This window comes from Roseicyclus persicicus, from assembly GCF_012395815.1.
Classification (GTDB): Bacteria; Pseudomonadota; Alphaproteobacteria; order Rhodobacterales; family Rhodobacteraceae; genus Roseicyclus; species Roseicyclus persicicus.
Genome location: NZ_JAAZQQ010000001.1, coordinates 998,517 through 1,014,890 on the forward strand (window position 1 = coordinate 998,517; position 16,374 = coordinate 1,014,890).

Sequence of the window (16,374 nt, forward strand, 5' to 3'; positions counted from 1 at the left end):
GAGGGCCAGCCCGACAAGCCCGCACCCTTGCGCCGGCCGCCCGGATCGCGATCATGGCGGCCGCAGCGCAAGGGGGGGGATACCGCGATGCCCGCGTCCGATACCGTCATCATCACCTGCGCCGTCACCGGGGCGATCCACACGCCCTCGATGACGCCCCACCTGCCGATCACCCCCGATCAGATCGTCGACGCCGCGCTGGGCGCGGCCGAGGCCGGCGCCGCGATCCTGCACCTGCACGCCCGCGACCCGGGCACCGGCAAGCCCGACCAGTCGCCCGAGGCCTTTGCCCCCTTCCTGCCCCGCATCAAGCAGGCCACCGCGGCGGTGGTGAACATCACCACCGGCGGCTCGCCCTACATGACGGTCGCCGAGCGCGCCGAACCCGCCGCCCGCTACAAGCCCGAGGTCGCCTCGCTGAACATGGGGTCGATGAACTTCGGCTTCTTCCCGCTGCTGGCGAAATACACCGAGTTCAAGCACGACTGGGAATACGACCACCTCGAAGGCTCGCGCGACCTTGTCTTTCGCAATTCCTTCAAGGACATCGAGTACGTCCTGCGCACCTGCGCCGGGAACGGCACCCGCTTCGAGTTCGAGTGCTACGACATCTCGCACCTCTACAACCTCGCCCATTTCGCCGAGCGCGGGCTGGTCGAGCCGCCCTTCTTCATCCAGTCGGTCTTCGGCCTGCTCGGCGGCATCGGCACCCACCCCGAGGACGTGATGCACATGAAGCGCACCGCCGACCGGCTGTTCGGGTCCGATTTCCGCTGGTCGGTGCTGGGCGCCGGCAAGGACCAGTTCCGCATTGCGACGCAGGCCCTGTCGATGGGCGGCAATATCCGCGTGGGGCTGGAGGACAGCATCTGGATCGCCCGGGGCGAGCTGGCGAAATCCAACGCCCAGCAGGTCGAAAAGGCCCGCCGGCTGGTCGAGGGGCTGGGCCTGAAGGTCGCCACCCCCGACGAGGCGCGCGCCATTCTCGGCCTCAAGGGCGCCGACCAGGTCGCCTTCTGAGGCGGCCGCAACAGGGAAGGACAAAAGCCATGCGCATCCTCTTCACCGGCGGCTCGGGCAAGGCCGGCCGCCACGCCGTCGCCCACCTTGTCGCGCAGGGCCACCGGGTGCTGAACCTCGACCTGAAGCCCCTCGATCTGCCGGGGGTGGACACGCGCCTTGCCGACATCACCGACGCCGGGCAGGTCTACGACGTGATGTCGGGCTACGCGGGCTTCGACGAGCTGGAGCCCGGCACCGGCGTGCCCCGCTTCGACGCGGTCGTCCATTTCGCCGCCGTGCCGCGCATCCTGATCACCAGCGACGCCGAGTGCTACCGGGTGAACACGCTGGGCACCTACAACGTGATCGACGCGGCGCTGCGCTTCGGCATCCGCAAGGTCGTCTTCGCCTCGTCCGAGACGACCTACGGCATCTGCTTCGCCGATGGCGAACGGCGGCCCGACTACCTGCCTCTGGACGAGGACCACCCCACCGTGCCCGAGGACAGCTACGCCATGTCCAAGGTGGTGAACGAGGCCACCGCCCGCAGCTTCCAGCGCCGCAGCGGCGCCGACATCTACGGGCTGCGCATCAACAACGTCGTGGAACCCCATGAATACGCGCGGGATTTCCCCCGCTACATCGCCGACCCCGCGCTCCGCCGCCGCAACATCTTCGCCTATATCGACGCCCGCGACCTCGCCCGCATGGTGGAGCGCTGCCTGATGGTCGACGGCCTCGGCTACCAGGTGTTCAACGTCGCCAACGACGTCCATTCCGTCGACCGCCCGACCGCCGAGCTGATCGAGACCTTCTACGCGGGCGTCCCCCTCCGCCGCCCCCTCGGCCCGCGGGAAAGCTTCTATTCCAACGCCAGGGCCAAGGCGCTGGTGGGGTTCCAGCCCCGCCACGACTGGCGCGACGAGATCGGCGGCTGACCCGGTTGCGCGCGGGCGCGGGGGCGCCTATCCCTCGGGCCGCGCACACAGGGGACGGGGGCGAGATCATGACCGTGAAGGTTGCCATCATCGGGCTCGGCATCATGGGCCGGCGGATGCTCGAACACATGCTCCGCCACCCCGGCTACACGCCCGTCGCCCTCTGGGACCCTGACCCTGCGGCCTGCGCCCTGGCCCATGACATGGCGCCCGACGCGGTGATCGCCGCCTCGCCCGAGGCCGCCATCGGCGCGGCCGAGCTTGTCTACCTCGCCTGCCCGCCGGTGCCGCGCAAGGCCTACGCGCTGGCCGCGGCATCAGCGGGCAAGGCCGTGTTCCTCGAAAAGCCCCTCGGCGTCGACATCGCCGAAAGCGAGGCGTTGGTGGCCGCGCTGGAGGCGAGCGGCGTGCCCGCCGCGGTCAACTTCACCCAGGCCGCCGGCGCCGCGCTGACCGGCGTGGCCGAGGCGGCGCGCACGGGCGCGATGGGCGATCTCGTCGGCGCCGACATCGTGGTGACCTACGCCTCCTGGCCGCGCGCCTGGCAGAAGGCGGCCGATTGGCTCCGCTTCCGCGACGAGGGCGGGATGACGCGCGAGGTCATCTCGCATTTCCTGTTCTTCTCCGAGCGCCTCCTCGGCCCCCTCTCGGTCGTCTGGGCGCGGCCCAGCTACCCCGCAGACCCGGCGTTGTGCGAAACCCACCTGCTGGCGCGGCTGGAGACGGCTGCGGGCCTGCCCGTCTCGATCCTCGCCAGCGTCGGCGGCGCCCAGCCCGACCGGCAGGAGCTGACGATCAAGGGCAGCGCGGCGAGCCGCCGGATCACCGATTTCTACGTCGACGCCATGTCCGACGGCGGCCCCTTCGCCGAACTGGCCGAGCGCCCCGCCGACCCCCGCGCCGTCAGCCTGCGGGCGCAGCTCGACGACCTTCTCCTGCTGCTCGACGGCCAGCCCAACCGGCTGGCCACCCCGGCCGAGGCGCTCCGGGTGCAGAAGCTGGTCGAGGCGATGCTGGCCGGCCGCGGCTAGCCGTCCATCAGGTCGCGCACGGCCTGCCGCAGCACCGCCTCGTCCGCCGGGCTGAACACCGGGTTGCCGGCGCGGTGGCCCCAGATCGACTCGATGGGCCGGAACTCGGCGTTGGGCATCAGGGCCGTTTCCGCCGCGCTGTCCTCGGGCGTGAAATACAGGTCCGTCCGCGACGGCATCACGATGGACCGCGCCGTGATCGACCCCAGGGCGGCGGCGAGGTCGCCCTTGTAGATCGCGTTGTCCGAGATGTCGGAGGCCATCCAGGTTTCCAGGCTCGCCAGGAGGTCATGGGCATCGCGGCGCAGGAAATTCGCCTCCCAGGACCGCACCAGGAAATCCTCGAGCGAGGCAAACCCCGCCTGCAGATACAGCTCCTCGCGGTAGAACGCCTGCGACATGGCCCAGCCGGCATAGACCCGGCCCATGGCGCGCAGGCCGCGCACCGGGGTTTCGGTGAAATACGTCCCCGTCCAGCCCGGGTCGTCCGTCAGCGTGGCGCGCACGCCCTGCAGGAACACCTGGTTGTGGATCGAGGTCCGCGCCGAGCCGCAGACCGCGCAGATCCGCGCCACCCGGTCGGGGTGGATCGCGCCCCAGTGCAGCGCCTGCTGCGCGCCCATCGACCAGCCGTAGATCAGCGCGATCCGCTTGACGCCGAACACGTCCTCCAGCAGGCGCCGCTGCGCCTCGACGTTGTCCCAGTGGGTGACCAGCGGGAACCGCCCCGGCCCGTAGGGCGGCGCGACGGTCGAGGGCGAGGTCGACAACCCGTTGCCGAACATGTTCGGGATCACGATGAACCAGCGGTCCGGGTCCAGCACCCGGCCCGGCCCGATCAGCCATTCGGTGTCGCCGTGTTGCGCCCCGTAGGAGGTGGGGTAGAGGACGAGGTTCGAGCCATCCGGCGCCAGCGTGCCGTAGGTCTTGTAGGCCAGCCGCGCGCGGGGCAGCGTCATGCCCTTCTGCAGCCGGAAATTCTCGATCTCGAAGATGCCGTGATCCGCCATGCCGCGCCCCCCTTTGACCCGCCCCCCGGTCGAACCTAGCGCGGCGGCAGGGCGGGGGACAGGGGCGGGCGACCCCGCGCGGCCCTTGCCTTGCCCGATGGCCGAGGCCCGGGCCGCGCCCCGTGCGACGATGGGCACCGCGCGGCCCGGGCGCGCGGACTTGTCTCGCGCGCCGCACCCCTGTAACCGATTGGCACCCGCAACGACCGGAGGTTGCATGGCCGCGCCCGCGTCCCAGAGCCAGAGCCAGAGCCAGAGCCCCGCTGCCCCGTCCGCGCCCGGCGCGACCGAGGAGCGTGCGAAATCCAAGCGCATCGGCTCGCTCCGCGCGCTCGGGCCCTTCCTCGCGCCCTATACGGGCATGGTCGCTGCCGCCGTCGCCGCGCTGGTGCTGACGGCCATCGTCTCGCTCACCTTGCCGCTGGCCGTGCGCCGCGTGGTGGACGGCTTCGAGACCGAAAGCACGGAACTCCTCGACCAGTACTTCCTCGCGGCGCTGGCCATCGCCGGCCTGCTCGCCGTCGGCACCGGCCTGCGCTACTACCTCGTCACCCGGCTGGGCGAGCGGGTGATCGCCGACATCCGCACCGCCGTGTTCGACCGCATGATCGGCATGAGCCCGGCCTTCTACGAGAAGATCATGACCGGCGAGGTGCTGAGCCGGATCACCACCGACACCACGCTCCTGCTGTCGGTCATCTCGTCCAGCGTGTCGGTCGCGCTGCGCAACCTGTTGATCCTGATCGGCGGCCTCGGCCTGATGATGGTCACCTCGCCCAAGCTGACGGGGGCCGTCCTGCTGATCGTGCCGGCCATCATCGTGCCGATCGTCGTGCTGGGCCGCCGCCTGCGCGCGCTGAGCCGCGAGAACCAGGACTGGATCGCCGAAAGCTCGGGCAACGCGTCCGAGGCGCTGTTGTCGGTGCAGACCGTGCAGGCCTTCACCCACGAGCGCGCCTCGGCCGACCAGTTCGGGACCGTCACCGAGAAAAGCTTCGACAGCGCCAAGAAGCGCATCGCCACCCGCGCGGTGATGACCGTCATCGTCATCGCGCTGGTCTTTGCCGGCATCGTCGGCGTGCTGTGGACGGGCGCCCGCGACGTGCGCGCCGAGGCCATGACCATCGGCGAGCTGATCCAGTTCCTGATCTACGCGATCATGGTCGCGGGCTCGGTCGGCGCCCTGTCCGAGATCTGGGGCGAGCTGCAGCGCGCGTCCGGCGCGACCGAGCGGCTGGTCGAGCTGTTGCACACCGTCGACAGCGTGGCCGACCCGGCCGGGGCCCGCGCGCTGCCGCAGGGCGGGCGGGGCGCGATCGCCTTCGACGCGGTGCGGTTCACCTACCCGACGCGGCCCGACACCGCCGCGCTGGATGGCGTCAGCTTCACGATCCGGCCCGGCGAGACGGTGGCCCTCGTCGGCCCGTCTGGCGCCGGGAAATCCACGATCTTCCAGCTCCTCCTGCGCTTCTACGATCCCGTCTCGGGGCGGATCACGCTGGACGGCGTCGACCTGCGCGAGATGCAGCGCGCCACCTTCCGCGCCGCCATGGCGCTGGTGCCGCAGGACCCGGTGATCTTCGCCGCCTCGGCGCGCGAGAACATCCGCTTCGGCCGCCCCGACGCCACCGACGCCGAGGTCGAGGAGGCCGCGCGCGCCGCCGCCGCCCACGAGTTCCTGACCGCGCTGCCGCAGGGCTACGACACCTATGTGGGCGAACGCGGCCTGATGCTGTCGGGCGGGCAGAAGCAGCGCATCGCCATCGCCCGCTCGATCCTGCGCGACGCGCCGATCCTCTTGCTCGACGAGGCCACCAGCGCGCTGGATGCCGAAAGCGAGCGGCTGGTGCAGGAGGCCGTCACGCGCCTTTCGGCCGACCGCACCACCCTGATCGTCGCCCACCGCCTGGCCACCGTGAAGCAGGCCGACCGCATCCTGGTGTTCGAGCAGGGCCGCATCGTGGCCGAGGGCACCCACGACAGCCTCGTGGCGCAGGGCGGCCTCTACGCCCGCCTCGCGCGGCTGCAATTCACCGAGGGGCTTGCCGCCGAATAACGCGGCGTCCCGCTTGCGTGGCGGGCGCGTTCCTTCCATGCTTGTCCCGGGCGCAGGTCCCCCGCGTGCAGAACGGGGGCCCGCGAAGGGACAAGGGAGGACGACCCATGGTGAGATTCGCCAGCCTGGCGGACGTGCGGCAGATCGAGACCGATCTGCCCTGGCCCGGCAGCCAGCCCGCGGCAACGCTGTACCAGCTCCTGTCGAACACGAAGGATCGGCACGGGCGGCTCAACGCCATGACGTTCCAGATGTTCTCGGGGCCCAAGGACCCGGCCGAGACGCTGAGCTGGACCGAACTGCACGCCCGCGTCACGCAGGCGGCCAACATGTTCCGCGCGCTGGGCGTCAAGGAGACGGACACCGTCGCCTATGTCCTGCCCAACACCACCGAGACAGTGGTGACGCTGCTGGGCGGCGCGGTCGCGGGCATCGCCGCGCCGATCAACCCGCTCTTGGAGCCCGAGCAGATCGCCGCCATCCTGCGCGAGACCAACGCCAAGGTCGTGGTCACGCTCAAGGAATTCCCCAAGACCGACGTCGCCCAGAAGATGGCCGAGGCGGTGCGCAACGCGCCGAACGTGCAGGTCGTGCTCGAGGTGGACCTGCTGCGCTACCTGACCGGGCTGAAGAAGCTGATCGTGCCCTTCATCCGGCCCAAGAACCCCACCGGCCACCACGCCCGTGTGCTCGACTGGTCGACCGAGGTGGCGAAACATCCCCGCGACCGGCTGACCTTTGCCGACAGCACCGGCGACCGCGTGGCGGCCTATTTCCACACCGGCGGCACCACCGGGATGCCCAAAGTGGCCCAGCACAGCTATTCCGGCATGATCTACAACGGCTGGGTCGGCCACACGCTGCTCTTCACCGAGAAGGACAACGTGATCTGCCCGCTGCCGCTGTTCCACGTCTTTGCCTGCCACGTGATCCTGATGGCGATGCTGGCGTCGGGCGGCCACGTCATCTTCCCGACGCCGCAGGGCTACCGGGGCGAGGGCGTGTTCGACAATTTCTGGAAACTGGTCGAACGCTGGAAGGTGACCTTCATCATCACCGTCCCCACCGCCATCGCCGCGATGATGCAGCGCCCGGTCAATGCCGACGTGTCCAGCGTCAAGACCGCCTTTTCCGGCTCCGCGCCGCTGCCGGTGGAGCTGTTCCGCCGGTTTGAAAAGGCCACCGGCGTGACGCTGGTCGAGGGCTACGGCCTGACCGAGGCGACCTGCCTCGTCTCCTGTAACCCCGTCGATGGCGAGAAGAAGATCGGGTCGGTCGGCGTGCCCTTCCCGCATTGCGACGTGAAGATCCTCAAGACCACGCCCCACGGCGTGCTGGAATGCGAGGCCGACGAGGTGGGCGAGATCTGCGTCGCCAACCCCGGCGTGCGCACGGGCGGCACCTACACCGAGGCCGACAAGAACCGCGACCTCTACTACCACGACGCCTACCTGCGCACGGGCGACCTCGGCCGGATCGACGCCGACGGCTACCTCTGGATCACCGGCCGCGCCAAGGACCTGATCATCCGTGGCGGCCACAACATCGACCCGGCGGAAATCGAGGAGGCGCTGGCCGGCCACACCGCCGTCGCCTTCGCCGGCGCCATCGGCCAGCCCGACGCCTTCGCGGGCGAGCTGCCCTGCGTCTACGTGGAGCTGGTGCAGGGCGCCTCGGTCACCACCGAGGAGCTGATGGAGTGGTGCCGCGAGCATATCCACGAGCGCGCGGCGATCCCCAAGCATCTGGAAATCCTCGACGAACTGCCAAAGACGGCGGTGGGCAAGGTGTTCAAGCCCGACCTGCGCAAGCGCGCGATCACCCGCATCTACAACGCCGCGCTGACCGAGGCCGGCCTTGCCACCCGCGTCGATCACGTGGCCGAGGACAAGAAGCTGGGCCTCGTCGCCTACCTGCGCCAGTCGGGCAGCGTGGACGAGGCCGCAGTGGCGCAGGTGCTGGGCCAGTACACCCGCCCCTGGGCCTGGGCCGCGTAGACCGGGCCTCGGCCCGGGATCGCCCCCCGCGGCCCCGCGTCGCGCCCCCGGCGACGGGGCGCCCGGGCATGCTATCTCCGCCGCAGGAGGTGCCGACATGCCCGCCCCCTTCGCCCGCCACGTGCCCCCCGCACTTGCCGCGCTGCAACCGGTCGCGCTGATGGACGCCGACTGCGCGCTCTGCACCCGCGGGGCGCGGATGATCCACCGGCTCGACCGTACGGGCACGATCCGCATCTGCCCGGTCCAGACCGATACGGGCCGCGCCGCGCTGGCCCATTACGGGCTCGACCCCGACGACCCCGAGACCTGGCTTTTCCTCGCCGACGGCATGGCCTGGCGCGATCTCGACGCGATGACCGAGGTGGGGCGGCGCACCGGCGGCTGGGGCAGGGCGCTCGCGCCGCTCGCCGTCCTGCCGGCGCCGCTGCGCGGCTGGCTCTACCGCCGGCTGGCGCGCAACCGCTACGCGCTGTTCGGGCGGGCCGACATGTGCGCGCTGCCCGATCCCGGTTTCGCCCGGCGGCTGGTGCGCTGAGATGCGCGTCGCCGTCCTCGGCGCCACCGGCGTCTTCGGCGAGCGGCTCTGCCGCCTGCTGGCCCGGGACGGCCACGACCTGATCCTCGTCGCCCGCAGCCCCGCACCCCTGCAGCGCCTCGCCTCCGAGCTGGGGGCGGAGGCGCTTTCCCTCGACCGCCGCGGCGATCTCGGCCCGCTCTTCGCCCGCGCCCCCGAGGTCGTCGTGGATGCCGCCGGGCCCTTCCAGTCCTACGGCGCCGACCCCTACCGCCTGCCGCGCGCCTGTCTCGCCGCGGGGGCGCATTACCTCGACCTCTGCGACGACTGCGGCTTCTGCGCCGGCATCACCGCCCTCGACGCGGCCGCCCGCGCCGCCGGGCGCTTTGCGCTGTCCGGGGTCTCCAGCGTGCCCGCGCTGTCCTCGGCCGCGGTGGCCGCGCTGGCCGAGGACCTCGACACCATCGACCGCATCGACAGCGCCATCCTGCCCGGCAACCGCGCCCCGCGCGGCCGCGCCGTGATCGCCGCGATCCTCGGGCAGGTCGGCCGCCCCCTCCGGGTCTGGCGCGGCGGCGCGTGGGACGAGGCGCGCGGCTGGTCCGCGCCCCGCCGCTACGACCTGCCCGGCGGCGTCACCCGCCGCGGCTGGCTCATCGGGGTGCCCGACCTCGTGCTGTTCCCGGCCCGGTTCGGCGCCCGCAGCGTGCTGTTCCGCGCCGGGCTGGAGCTCGGCGTGATGAACCAGGCGCTGGCGCTGCTGTCATGGCTGCGCACGGCGCTGCCGATCCCCGCGCCTTCCGGCCTGATGCACCGGCTCGCCAGCCTGCTGCGGCCCTTCGGCAGCGACCGCGGCGGGATGGTGGTCGAGGTCACGGGGCGCCGCGCAGGGCAGGGGGTGACCCGGCGCTGGCGGCTGCTCGCCGAGGCGGGCGAGGGGCCCTTCATCCCCGCCCTGCCGGTCCGCGCCCTCCTGCGCGACGCCCCGGCGATCCCGCCCGGCGCGCGCCCGGCGCTGGCCGAACTGCCGCTGGCGTCCTTCGCCGCCGCCCTGTCCGACCTCGCCGTCACCACCGACCGCGACGAAACCCCGCGCGCGCCGCTCTTTCCCGCGCTCCTCGGACCGGCCTTCGACGGCCTGCCCCCGGCGGTGCGGGACAGCCACGCCACGCTGGCTGATCTCCGCCTCACGGGCCGGGCCGACATCACCCGCGGCCGCGGCGCCTGGCCCGGGCTGATCGCGCTGCTGTTCCGCTTTCCGCCCGCGGGCCGCGACGTGCCCGTCACCGTCCTGAAAAGCCGCGAGGGCGACCGTGAGCTGTGGGAGCGCCGCTTCGGCCCGCGCCGGTTCCGCTCCGTCCTGCGCCCCGAGGGCGGCGCGATGACCGAACGCTTCGGCCCGGTGACCTTCACCCTCGGGCTCGCCGTCGCCGACGGCGCCCTGCACTTCCCGGTCAGCGCCGCCCGCGCGGGCCCCCTGCCGCTGCCGGCCTGGGCGCTGCCCGTCAGCCACGCGCGCGAGACCGCCGAGGACGGCCGCTTCCGCTTCGACGTGGCGATCCACGCGCCGCTGACCGGGGCGCTGATCGTGCGCTACCGCGGCTGGCTCGTCCCCGTCGAAGCGCCTTGCCAATCCCCCGCCGAGGCCCAAGGATGCCCGCCCGGAGGGCCGACATGCACCGCATCGACAATGCCGCCGCGCGGCGGCTCTTCCTCGACGCCCACGCCCTGACGGACCGCCCGGCGGGCCCCGGCAAGGGCGCCGAACTTGCCGCGCTGATCCACCGCCTCGGCTTCGTGCAGGTCGACAGCGTGAACACGCTGGCCCGCGCGCATGACCTGATCCTGTGGTCGCGCCGCCCGTCCTACCGGCCCGACGCGCTCCGCCGCCTGAACGACCGCGACCGCGCCACCTTCGAGCACTGGACCCATGACGCGAGCGTCATCCCGGTGGCCTTCTTCCCGCACTGGCGCCTGCGCTTCGCCCGCGATCGCGACCGGCTGCGCGCGCGCTGGAACGACTGGCAGGGCAGCGCCTTCCATGCCGAGATCGAGACCGTGCTGCGCCATGTCACCGACCACGGCGCCGTCCATTCCGCCGAGATCGGCGAGGCGCGGGCCGAGAAATCCACCGGCTGGTGGGACTGGCACCCGTCCAAGACCGCGCTGGAATACCTCTGGCGCTGCGGCGATCTGGCGATCACCCGGCGCGAGGGGTTCCGAAAGTTCTACGACCTGACCGAGCGGGTGATCCCGCCCGAACACCTCGATGCGCATCTGCCCGACGCGGCCATCGTCGACTGGGCCTGCGAGGGCGCGCTCGACCGGCTGGGCTTTGCCACCTCGGGGGAACTGGCGGCGTTCTGGGCCCTGATCACGCCGGCCGAGGCCAAGGACTGGGCCGCCCGCGCGCTGGCCGAGGGCCGCGTGGCCGAGGCCGAGATCGCCTGCGCCGACGGCGCGCCCCGCCGCGTGCTGATCCGCCCCGACACGCTGGACCGGCTGGCCGACCTGCCCGAGCCGCCCGGCCGCCTGCGCGTCCTCAGCCCCTTCGACCCCAGCCTGCGCGACCGCAAGCGGGCCGAGCGGCTCTTCGGCTTCTGCTACCGGATCGAGATCTTCGTCCCCGAACCGCAGCGCCGCTATGGCTACTACGTCTTTCCGCTGCTGGAGGGCGACCGCATCGTCGGCCGGATCGACATGGCCGCCGACCGGCAGGCGGGCGCGCTGAAGGTCCGCGCGCTCTGGCCCGAGGCCGGGGTGCGCTGGGGGCAGGGGCGGCAGGGCCGGCTCGAAGCCGAGCTTGACCGGCTCCTGCCGCTGGCGGGCTGCGACCGGGTGGGGTTCGCCGACGGCTGGCTGCGCCCCCCCGGTTCCGAGGGTTGACCGGCGGGCGGCGCCCGGGCGAGGCTTTGCCAACGCCGACAGGAGGCCCGCCCCCGATGGTCCTGCGCTGGATGACCCGCGCCCCGCTTGCCCTCGCGGCCCTGCTTGCCGCCTGCACGCCGACGACGGGGCCCGCCCCCGGAGGAGGCGGCCCGATCTGCGCCGAGGCCGGCATCTTCCGCCCCGGCGCCGCCACCTTCGCCTTCGCGGGCGACGTGATGGCCCATGGCCTGATCCAGCAGGACGCCGCCGGCCGCCCCGACGGCTTTGCCCCCGCGCTGGCCCCCGTCGCCCCGTTCCTGCGCCGCGCCGACGTGACCGTGGCCAACCTCGAAACCCCCATCGCCCGCGACGTGCTGCCCGGCGGCCGCGACGCGGGCACCGCCGCGCCCCCCGCCGATGGCCGCGTCTACAGCGACTACCCGCAGTTCAACGCCCACCCCTCCTTCGCCGCGGCGCTGGCCGGCGCGGGCGTCGACGTGGCCCAGACCGCGAACAACCACGCGCTCGACCGCGGCCCGCTCGGCGTCGACCGCACGCTCGAGGCGCTCTCCGCCGCCGGCCTGCGGGCCACGGGCACCGTGCCCCGCGGCGGCGCGGGCCCCTGGCACAGCACCGTGCAGACGCCCGTGGGCCGCGTCGCGCTTCTGGCCTGCACCTGGGGCGTCAACGGCCTGCCCGACCCCGCCGCGCAGGCGCTGCGCTGCTACGGTGGCAGCCCCTCGGTGCCGTCCCTGATCGCGCAGCTGGCCGCCGATCCGGCCATCGACGCCGTGATCCTGTTGCCGCACTGGGGACAGGAATACAGCCGCACCCCCGACGCCCAGCAGCGCCGCCTCGCCCGCGCCGCCATCGAGGCCGGCGCCGCCGCCGTCATCGGCGCGCACCCCCATGTCCTGCAGCCGGTCGAGGAGATCACCGCCGCCGATGGCCGCCGCGGCTTCGTCGCCTACAGCCTCGGCAACTTCCTGTCCTCGCAGTGGAGCCTCGACCGCCGCACGGGGGCGATCCTCTACACCGATCTGGTGCGCGACGGGCAGGGCAGGGTGGTCGCGATGCCGCCGCGCCTGCTGCCGACGCGGGTCAACCGCTATGTCGGCACCGGCGTCACGGTCACGCCCGCCGCGCTGGTGTCCGATGGGGCGGCCTCCATCGCCCACGCAGCCGGCGTCGTCGGCGCGGCGCGGCTGGTGAACCCCTCCGATTTCGGCATCGCCGCGCAGCACCCGGGCGGCGCGGCCTGCGCGTCCTAGGCGGCCCGCCGCGCCAGGTCGACCAGCGCCGAGGCGGCGAAGACCGCCGCCGCCACGCAGACGATCGACGGCCCCGCCGGCGTGTCGAAGCGCCAGGCCGCGCCCATGCCGACCAGCGCCGAGCCCGCCCCGATCGCCGAGGCCCGCAGCGCCATCCCCTCCGGCGTGGCCGAGAACACCCGCGCCGCCGCCGCCGGGATCACCAGCAGCGCCGCGATCAGCAGCGCGCCCACCACCTTGATCGCCACGGCCACCACCACGGCCAGCGCCAGCGTCAGGATCAGCTGCTCGCGCCGCGGGTCGATCCCCGCCGCCGTGGCGAGATCGGGCGACAGCGTGGCGGTCAGGAGCGCCGACCACCGGGCCCAGACCAGCCCCAAGACCAGCGCCACGCCGCCCCAGATCACGGCCAGGTCCAGCCGCCCCACGGCGAGTATGTCGCCGAACAGGTAGGCCGACAGGTCGATCCGCACGCCCTGCAGCAGCGACACCGCCACCAGCCCCGCCGCCAGTGCCGAGTGGGACATGACGCCCAGAAGCGTGTCCACCGCGCGGCCCCGCCCCGACAGGGTCGACACCGCCATCGCCATGGCGAGCGCCATCACCAGCGTGCCCAGCATGATCGACAGGTTGAACGCGAGCGCCATCGCCACGCCCAGGATCGCCGCATGGGCCGTCGCGTCCCCGAAATAGGCCATCCGCCGCCAGACGATGAAGCAGCCCAGGGGCGCCGCCGCCAGCGCCACGCCGATGCCGGCGAGGGTCGCGCGGATCAGGAAATCGTCCAGAAAGCCGGTCATTCCGCCGCCTCGTGGGTGTGCGGGTTCGGGTGGTCGTGATCGTGGCTGTGGGCGTGCTCGTGCCGGTAGAGCGCCAGCGCCCCTTGCGTGCCGGTGCCGAACAGCGCCCGGTATTCCGGGGCCGATGCGACCTGTTCGGGGTGTCCGGCGCAGCAGACGTGGCCGTTCAGGCAGATCACACGGTCCGAGGCCGCCATGACCACGTGCAGCTCGTGGCTGACCATCAGCACCGCGCAGCCGAGCTCGGCCCGCACCTCGGCGATGCGCCGGTAGAAGGCGGCCGAGCCGGGCTGGTCCAGCCCCTGCGTCGGCTCGTCGAGGATCAGGAGGTCGGGCCTGCTCAGGATCGCGCGGGCCAGCAGCACGCGCTGGAACTGCCCGCCGGACAGGTCCGCCATCTGCCGCAGCCCCAGCTCGCCCGCGCCGGCCTGCGCCAGCGCCTCGGCGGCCACGGCGTCGGGGATGCGGCGGGGCAGGTCGAGGAAGCGGCGCACGGTCAGGGGCAGGGTCGGGTCGATGTGCAGCTTCTGCGGCACGTAGCCCACCCGCAGCCCCGGCGCGGGCGTCACGCGGCCCGCGCTCGGCCGCTGCGCCCCGATCAGCACCCGCAGGAGCGTGGACTTGCCCGACCCGTTCGGCCCCACGATGGTGACGATCTCGCCCCGCTCGATGTGGAAATCTACGTCGTGGAGCACCGTCTGGGCCCCGAAGCGGACGCCGACGCCGGCAAGGGTTACAAGGCTCATCGCGCGGCGTCCGCCGTGCAGTTCGGGCACAGCCCCTCGGCCTCCAGCACGGTGCGGCGGATGGTGAAGCCCGCGGCCTCGGCGGTTTCCTGCAGCGCCGCGCGGGCGGGTTCCACCGGCGCCTCGGCCACCGCGCCGCAGCCGCTGCAGATCAGGAAGGCCGCGTCGTGGTCGTGGCCGGGGTGGGTGCAGGCGGCAAAGGCGTTCAACCCCTCGATCCGGTGCGCGAAGCCGTGTTTCGTCAGGAACTCCAGCGCCCGGTAGGCGACCGGCGGCTGCGAGCCCAGCCCCTCCTCGCGCAGCGTGTCGAGGATCTCGTAGGCCCCGATCGCCCGGTGCCTCTGCAACAGGATCTCCAGCACCCGCCGGCGCACCGGCGTCAGCTGCAGCCCTTCCTCGGCGCAGCGCGCGGCCACCGCCGCCACGGTGCCCGCGATGCAGGCGCTGTGGTCGTGGCGCTGGAACCCGATGGTCTCGGGCGGGGGCGGGGCGGGGTGGTCCGTCATGCCCCCTTGATATGTTATTCCATAACCCGTAACAAGCGCCGCAACCTGTTATGTTATCACATGCGAGGAGCCCATGCGCGCGCCGATCTTCCCCTGCCTGACCGCCCTGCCGATCGTCCTGTCCGCCCCGGCGCTGGCCGATGTGCCGCGGGTGGCGGTCGACATCGCCCCCGTCCACGCGCTGGTGGCGCAGGTGATGGCGGGGGTGGGCACGCCCGACCTGATCCTGCCGCCCGGCGCCTCGCCACATGCCTACGCGTTGCGGCCGTCCGAGGCGGGGGCGTTGCAGGAGGCCGAGCTGGTGGTCTGGGTCGGCGAGGGGCTGACGCCGTGGCTGGGCGAGGCGATCGGCACGCTGGCGGGCGGCGCGGCGCGGCTGGAGCTGATGGAGGTGGAGGGCACGCTGCAGCTGGCCTTCCGCGAGGGGGCCACCTTCGAGGCGCATGAGCACGCCCATGGCGACGATCACGCGCACGGCGCGGACGACCATGATCACGATCACGATCATGACCACGAGGAGCATGACCACGACGACCACGCCCACGACGATCACGCCCACGGCGCCTTTGATCCGCATGGCTGGCTCGACCCGGTGAACGCGGCGCTGTGGCTTGACGCCATCGCGGCCGAGCTGTCGCGGATCGACCCCGACAACGCCGCCGCCTATGCCGCCAACGCCGCCGCCGGCCGCGAGGGCCTGGCCGCGCTCGAGGCCGAGATCGCGGGCCGCCTGGCGCCGCTGTCGGGCGGCTTCATCGTGTTCCACGACGGCTACCACTACTTCGAGGCCCGCTTCGGCATCGAGGCGGCGGGCGCGATCAGCCTGTCGGACGCCTCGGACCCCGGGCCCGCGCGGGTGGCCGAGATCCGCGACCTGGTCGCGTCCCAAGGCATCGCCTGCGTCTTTGCCGAGCCGCAGTTCAACCGCGGCCTGGTGGACGCGGTGTTCGGCGGCACCGGGGTGCGGGTGGGCGTGATCGACCCGATCGGCGCCAGCCTGACCCCCGGCCCCGACCTTTACGCCGACCTCCTGCGCGGCATGGCCGCCGCCTTCGAGGACTGCCTCGCCGCCGGCTGATCGCGCCGGGTCCTGTTCCGGGGCCATGTCGGGCCGCGCCTCCGGGCGCGGCCTTTTCCCATGCCGGTCCGGGGTCGACCCGTGCGGGCCCCGGGGCCGGCCATCGGCGAGTCACCGCCGGTGCCGCGCCTGCGCCGCCCGCACGTCGGCGCGCGACGGATCGCGCCGGCCCGGCGGGGCCGCGACACACAGCATTTCAAGGGGAAGGTGGTGCTGCCGGAGAGGATTGAACTCTCGACCTCTCCCTTACCAAGGGAGTGCTCTACCACTGAGCTACGGCAGCGACGTGGCGCTCCTTAAAAGCATCCGCCCCCCCATGCAAGCGCAATCTGGACGCCCCGGGCGAGGACGGGTAAACCGGGCCGCATGGCACGGCAGGGCGCAGAAAAGACGCAAGGCAAACCCGCGGCGGACGACCGTGCCGCGCGGCTGAAGGCGGCGCTCAAGGCGAACCTCGCGCGGCGCAAGGCGCAGGCGCGGGCGCGCGCCACGGATGACGCGGACGACACGCCGGACGAACCCGGCGAGGCATGAGCAGGCAGGCGGAAGGGCAG

15 protein-coding genes and 1 tRNA gene are annotated in these 16,374 nt (G+C 72.8%); 11 read left to right on the forward strand and 5 right to left on the reverse strand.

Annotated elements, in window-relative coordinates:
- Positions 1 to 87: 87 nt before the first annotated feature.
- The 3 genes from kce (at position 88) to HCU73_RS05060 (ending at position 2,971) form a co-directional block, all read left to right on the forward strand.
- Positions 88 to 1,020, forward strand: coding sequence for a 3,5-dioxohexanoate:acetyl-CoA acetone transferase (kce, locus tag HCU73_RS05050; protein ID WP_168622284.1), 933 nt, complete (start codon positions 88 to 90; stop codon positions 1,018 to 1,020).
- A gap of 29 nt (positions 1,021 to 1,049) precedes the next feature.
- On the forward strand, positions 1,050 to 1,940 hold the full coding sequence (locus HCU73_RS05055; RefSeq protein WP_168622285.1) for an NAD-dependent epimerase/dehydratase family protein: 891 nt from the start codon (positions 1,050 to 1,052) through the stop codon (positions 1,938 to 1,940).
- A 68-nt stretch (positions 1,941 to 2,008) separates the two neighbouring features.
- Positions 2,009 to 2,971: a Gfo/Idh/MocA family protein gene (locus HCU73_RS05060; protein ID WP_168622286.1), complete on the forward strand. Its 963-nt coding sequence runs from the start codon at positions 2,009 to 2,011 to the stop codon at positions 2,969 to 2,971.
- On the opposite strand, the gene HCU73_RS05065 is transcribed toward HCU73_RS05060, so the two are convergent.
- Positions 2,968 to 3,981 carry an alpha/beta fold hydrolase gene (locus HCU73_RS05065; protein WP_168622287.1) on the reverse strand — a complete coding sequence of 338 codons (1,014 nt, stop codon included), beginning with the start codon at positions 3,979 to 3,981 and terminating at the stop codon, positions 2,968 to 2,970. The genes HCU73_RS05060 and HCU73_RS05065 overlap by 4 nt on opposite strands.
- A 217-nt stretch (positions 3,982 to 4,198) precedes the next feature.
- On the opposite strand from HCU73_RS05065, the gene HCU73_RS05070 reads away from it, so the two are divergent.
- The 6 genes from HCU73_RS05070 to HCU73_RS05095 all read left to right on the forward strand — a co-directional run bounded on the left by HCU73_RS05070 (position 4,199) and on the right by HCU73_RS05095 (position 12,690).
- Entirely contained in the window at positions 4,199 to 6,037 is a 1,839-nt protein-coding gene (locus HCU73_RS05070) for an ABC transporter transmembrane domain-containing protein (protein WP_168622288.1), read from the forward strand.
- A gap of 110 nt (positions 6,038 to 6,147) precedes the next feature.
- Entirely contained in the window at positions 6,148 to 8,034 is a 1,887-nt protein-coding gene (locus HCU73_RS05075; RefSeq protein ID WP_168622381.1) for an acyl-CoA synthetase, read from the forward strand.
- Between the two features lie 97 nt (positions 8,035 to 8,131).
- Positions 8,132 to 8,572 (forward strand): thiol-disulfide oxidoreductase DCC family protein, encoded by a 441-nt coding sequence (locus tag HCU73_RS05080; RefSeq protein ID WP_168622289.1) that lies wholly within the window; start codon positions 8,132 to 8,134, stop codon positions 8,570 to 8,572.
- 1 nt (position 8,573) lies between these two features.
- Positions 8,574 to 10,283, forward strand: coding sequence for a saccharopine dehydrogenase family protein (locus tag HCU73_RS05085; RefSeq protein WP_168622290.1), 1,710 nt, complete (start codon positions 8,574 to 8,576; stop codon positions 10,281 to 10,283).
- On the forward strand, positions 10,226 to 11,437 hold the full coding sequence (locus HCU73_RS05090) for a winged helix-turn-helix domain-containing protein (RefSeq protein WP_168622291.1): 1,212 nt from the start codon (positions 10,226 to 10,228) through the stop codon (positions 11,435 to 11,437). Before HCU73_RS05085 ends, HCU73_RS05090 begins: the two co-directional genes overlap by 58 nt.
- 56 nt (positions 11,438 to 11,493) lie before the next feature.
- Entirely contained in the window at positions 11,494 to 12,690 is a 1,197-nt protein-coding gene (locus HCU73_RS05095) for a CapA family protein (RefSeq protein ID WP_168622292.1), read from the forward strand.
- On the opposite strand, the gene HCU73_RS05100 is transcribed toward HCU73_RS05095, so the two are convergent.
- The 3 genes from HCU73_RS05100 to HCU73_RS05110 are packed head-to-tail and all read right to left on the reverse strand — an operon-like array spanning position 12,687 to position 14,742.
- A complete protein-coding gene (locus HCU73_RS05100) occupies positions 12,687 to 13,490 on the reverse strand; it encodes a metal ABC transporter permease (RefSeq protein ID WP_168622293.1) in 804 nt (267 codons plus the stop codon). The genes HCU73_RS05095 and HCU73_RS05100 overlap by 4 nt on opposite strands.
- Positions 13,487 to 14,236, reverse strand: coding sequence for an ATP-binding cassette domain-containing protein (locus tag HCU73_RS05105; protein ID WP_168622294.1), 750 nt, complete (start codon positions 14,234 to 14,236; stop codon positions 13,487 to 13,489). Before HCU73_RS05105 ends, HCU73_RS05100 begins: the two co-directional genes overlap by 4 nt.
- Complete coding sequence (locus tag HCU73_RS05110; protein WP_168622295.1) at positions 14,233 to 14,742, reverse strand: Fur family transcriptional regulator; 510 nt, start codon at positions 14,740 to 14,742, stop codon at positions 14,233 to 14,235. Before HCU73_RS05110 ends, HCU73_RS05105 begins: the two co-directional genes overlap by 4 nt.
- A 73-nt stretch (positions 14,743 to 14,815) precedes the next feature.
- On the opposite strand from HCU73_RS05110, the gene HCU73_RS05115 reads away from it, so the two are divergent.
- Positions 14,816 to 15,820, forward strand: a complete 1,005-nt coding sequence (locus tag HCU73_RS05115; protein ID WP_168622296.1) for a zinc ABC transporter substrate-binding protein — start codon at positions 14,816 to 14,818, stop codon at positions 15,818 to 15,820.
- A gap of 208 nt (positions 15,821 to 16,028) precedes the next feature.
- Here HCU73_RS05115 and HCU73_RS05120 read toward each other — a convergent pair.
- Positions 16,029 to 16,103, reverse strand: a tRNA-Thr gene (locus HCU73_RS05120).
- Between the two features lie 83 nt (positions 16,104 to 16,186).
- On the opposite strand from HCU73_RS05120, the gene HCU73_RS05125 reads away from it, so the two are divergent.
- On the forward strand, positions 16,187 to 16,354 hold the full coding sequence (locus tag HCU73_RS05125) for a hypothetical protein (protein ID WP_168622297.1): 168 nt from the start codon (positions 16,187 to 16,189) through the stop codon (positions 16,352 to 16,354).
- The last annotated feature ends 20 nt before the right edge of the window (positions 16,355 to 16,374 follow it).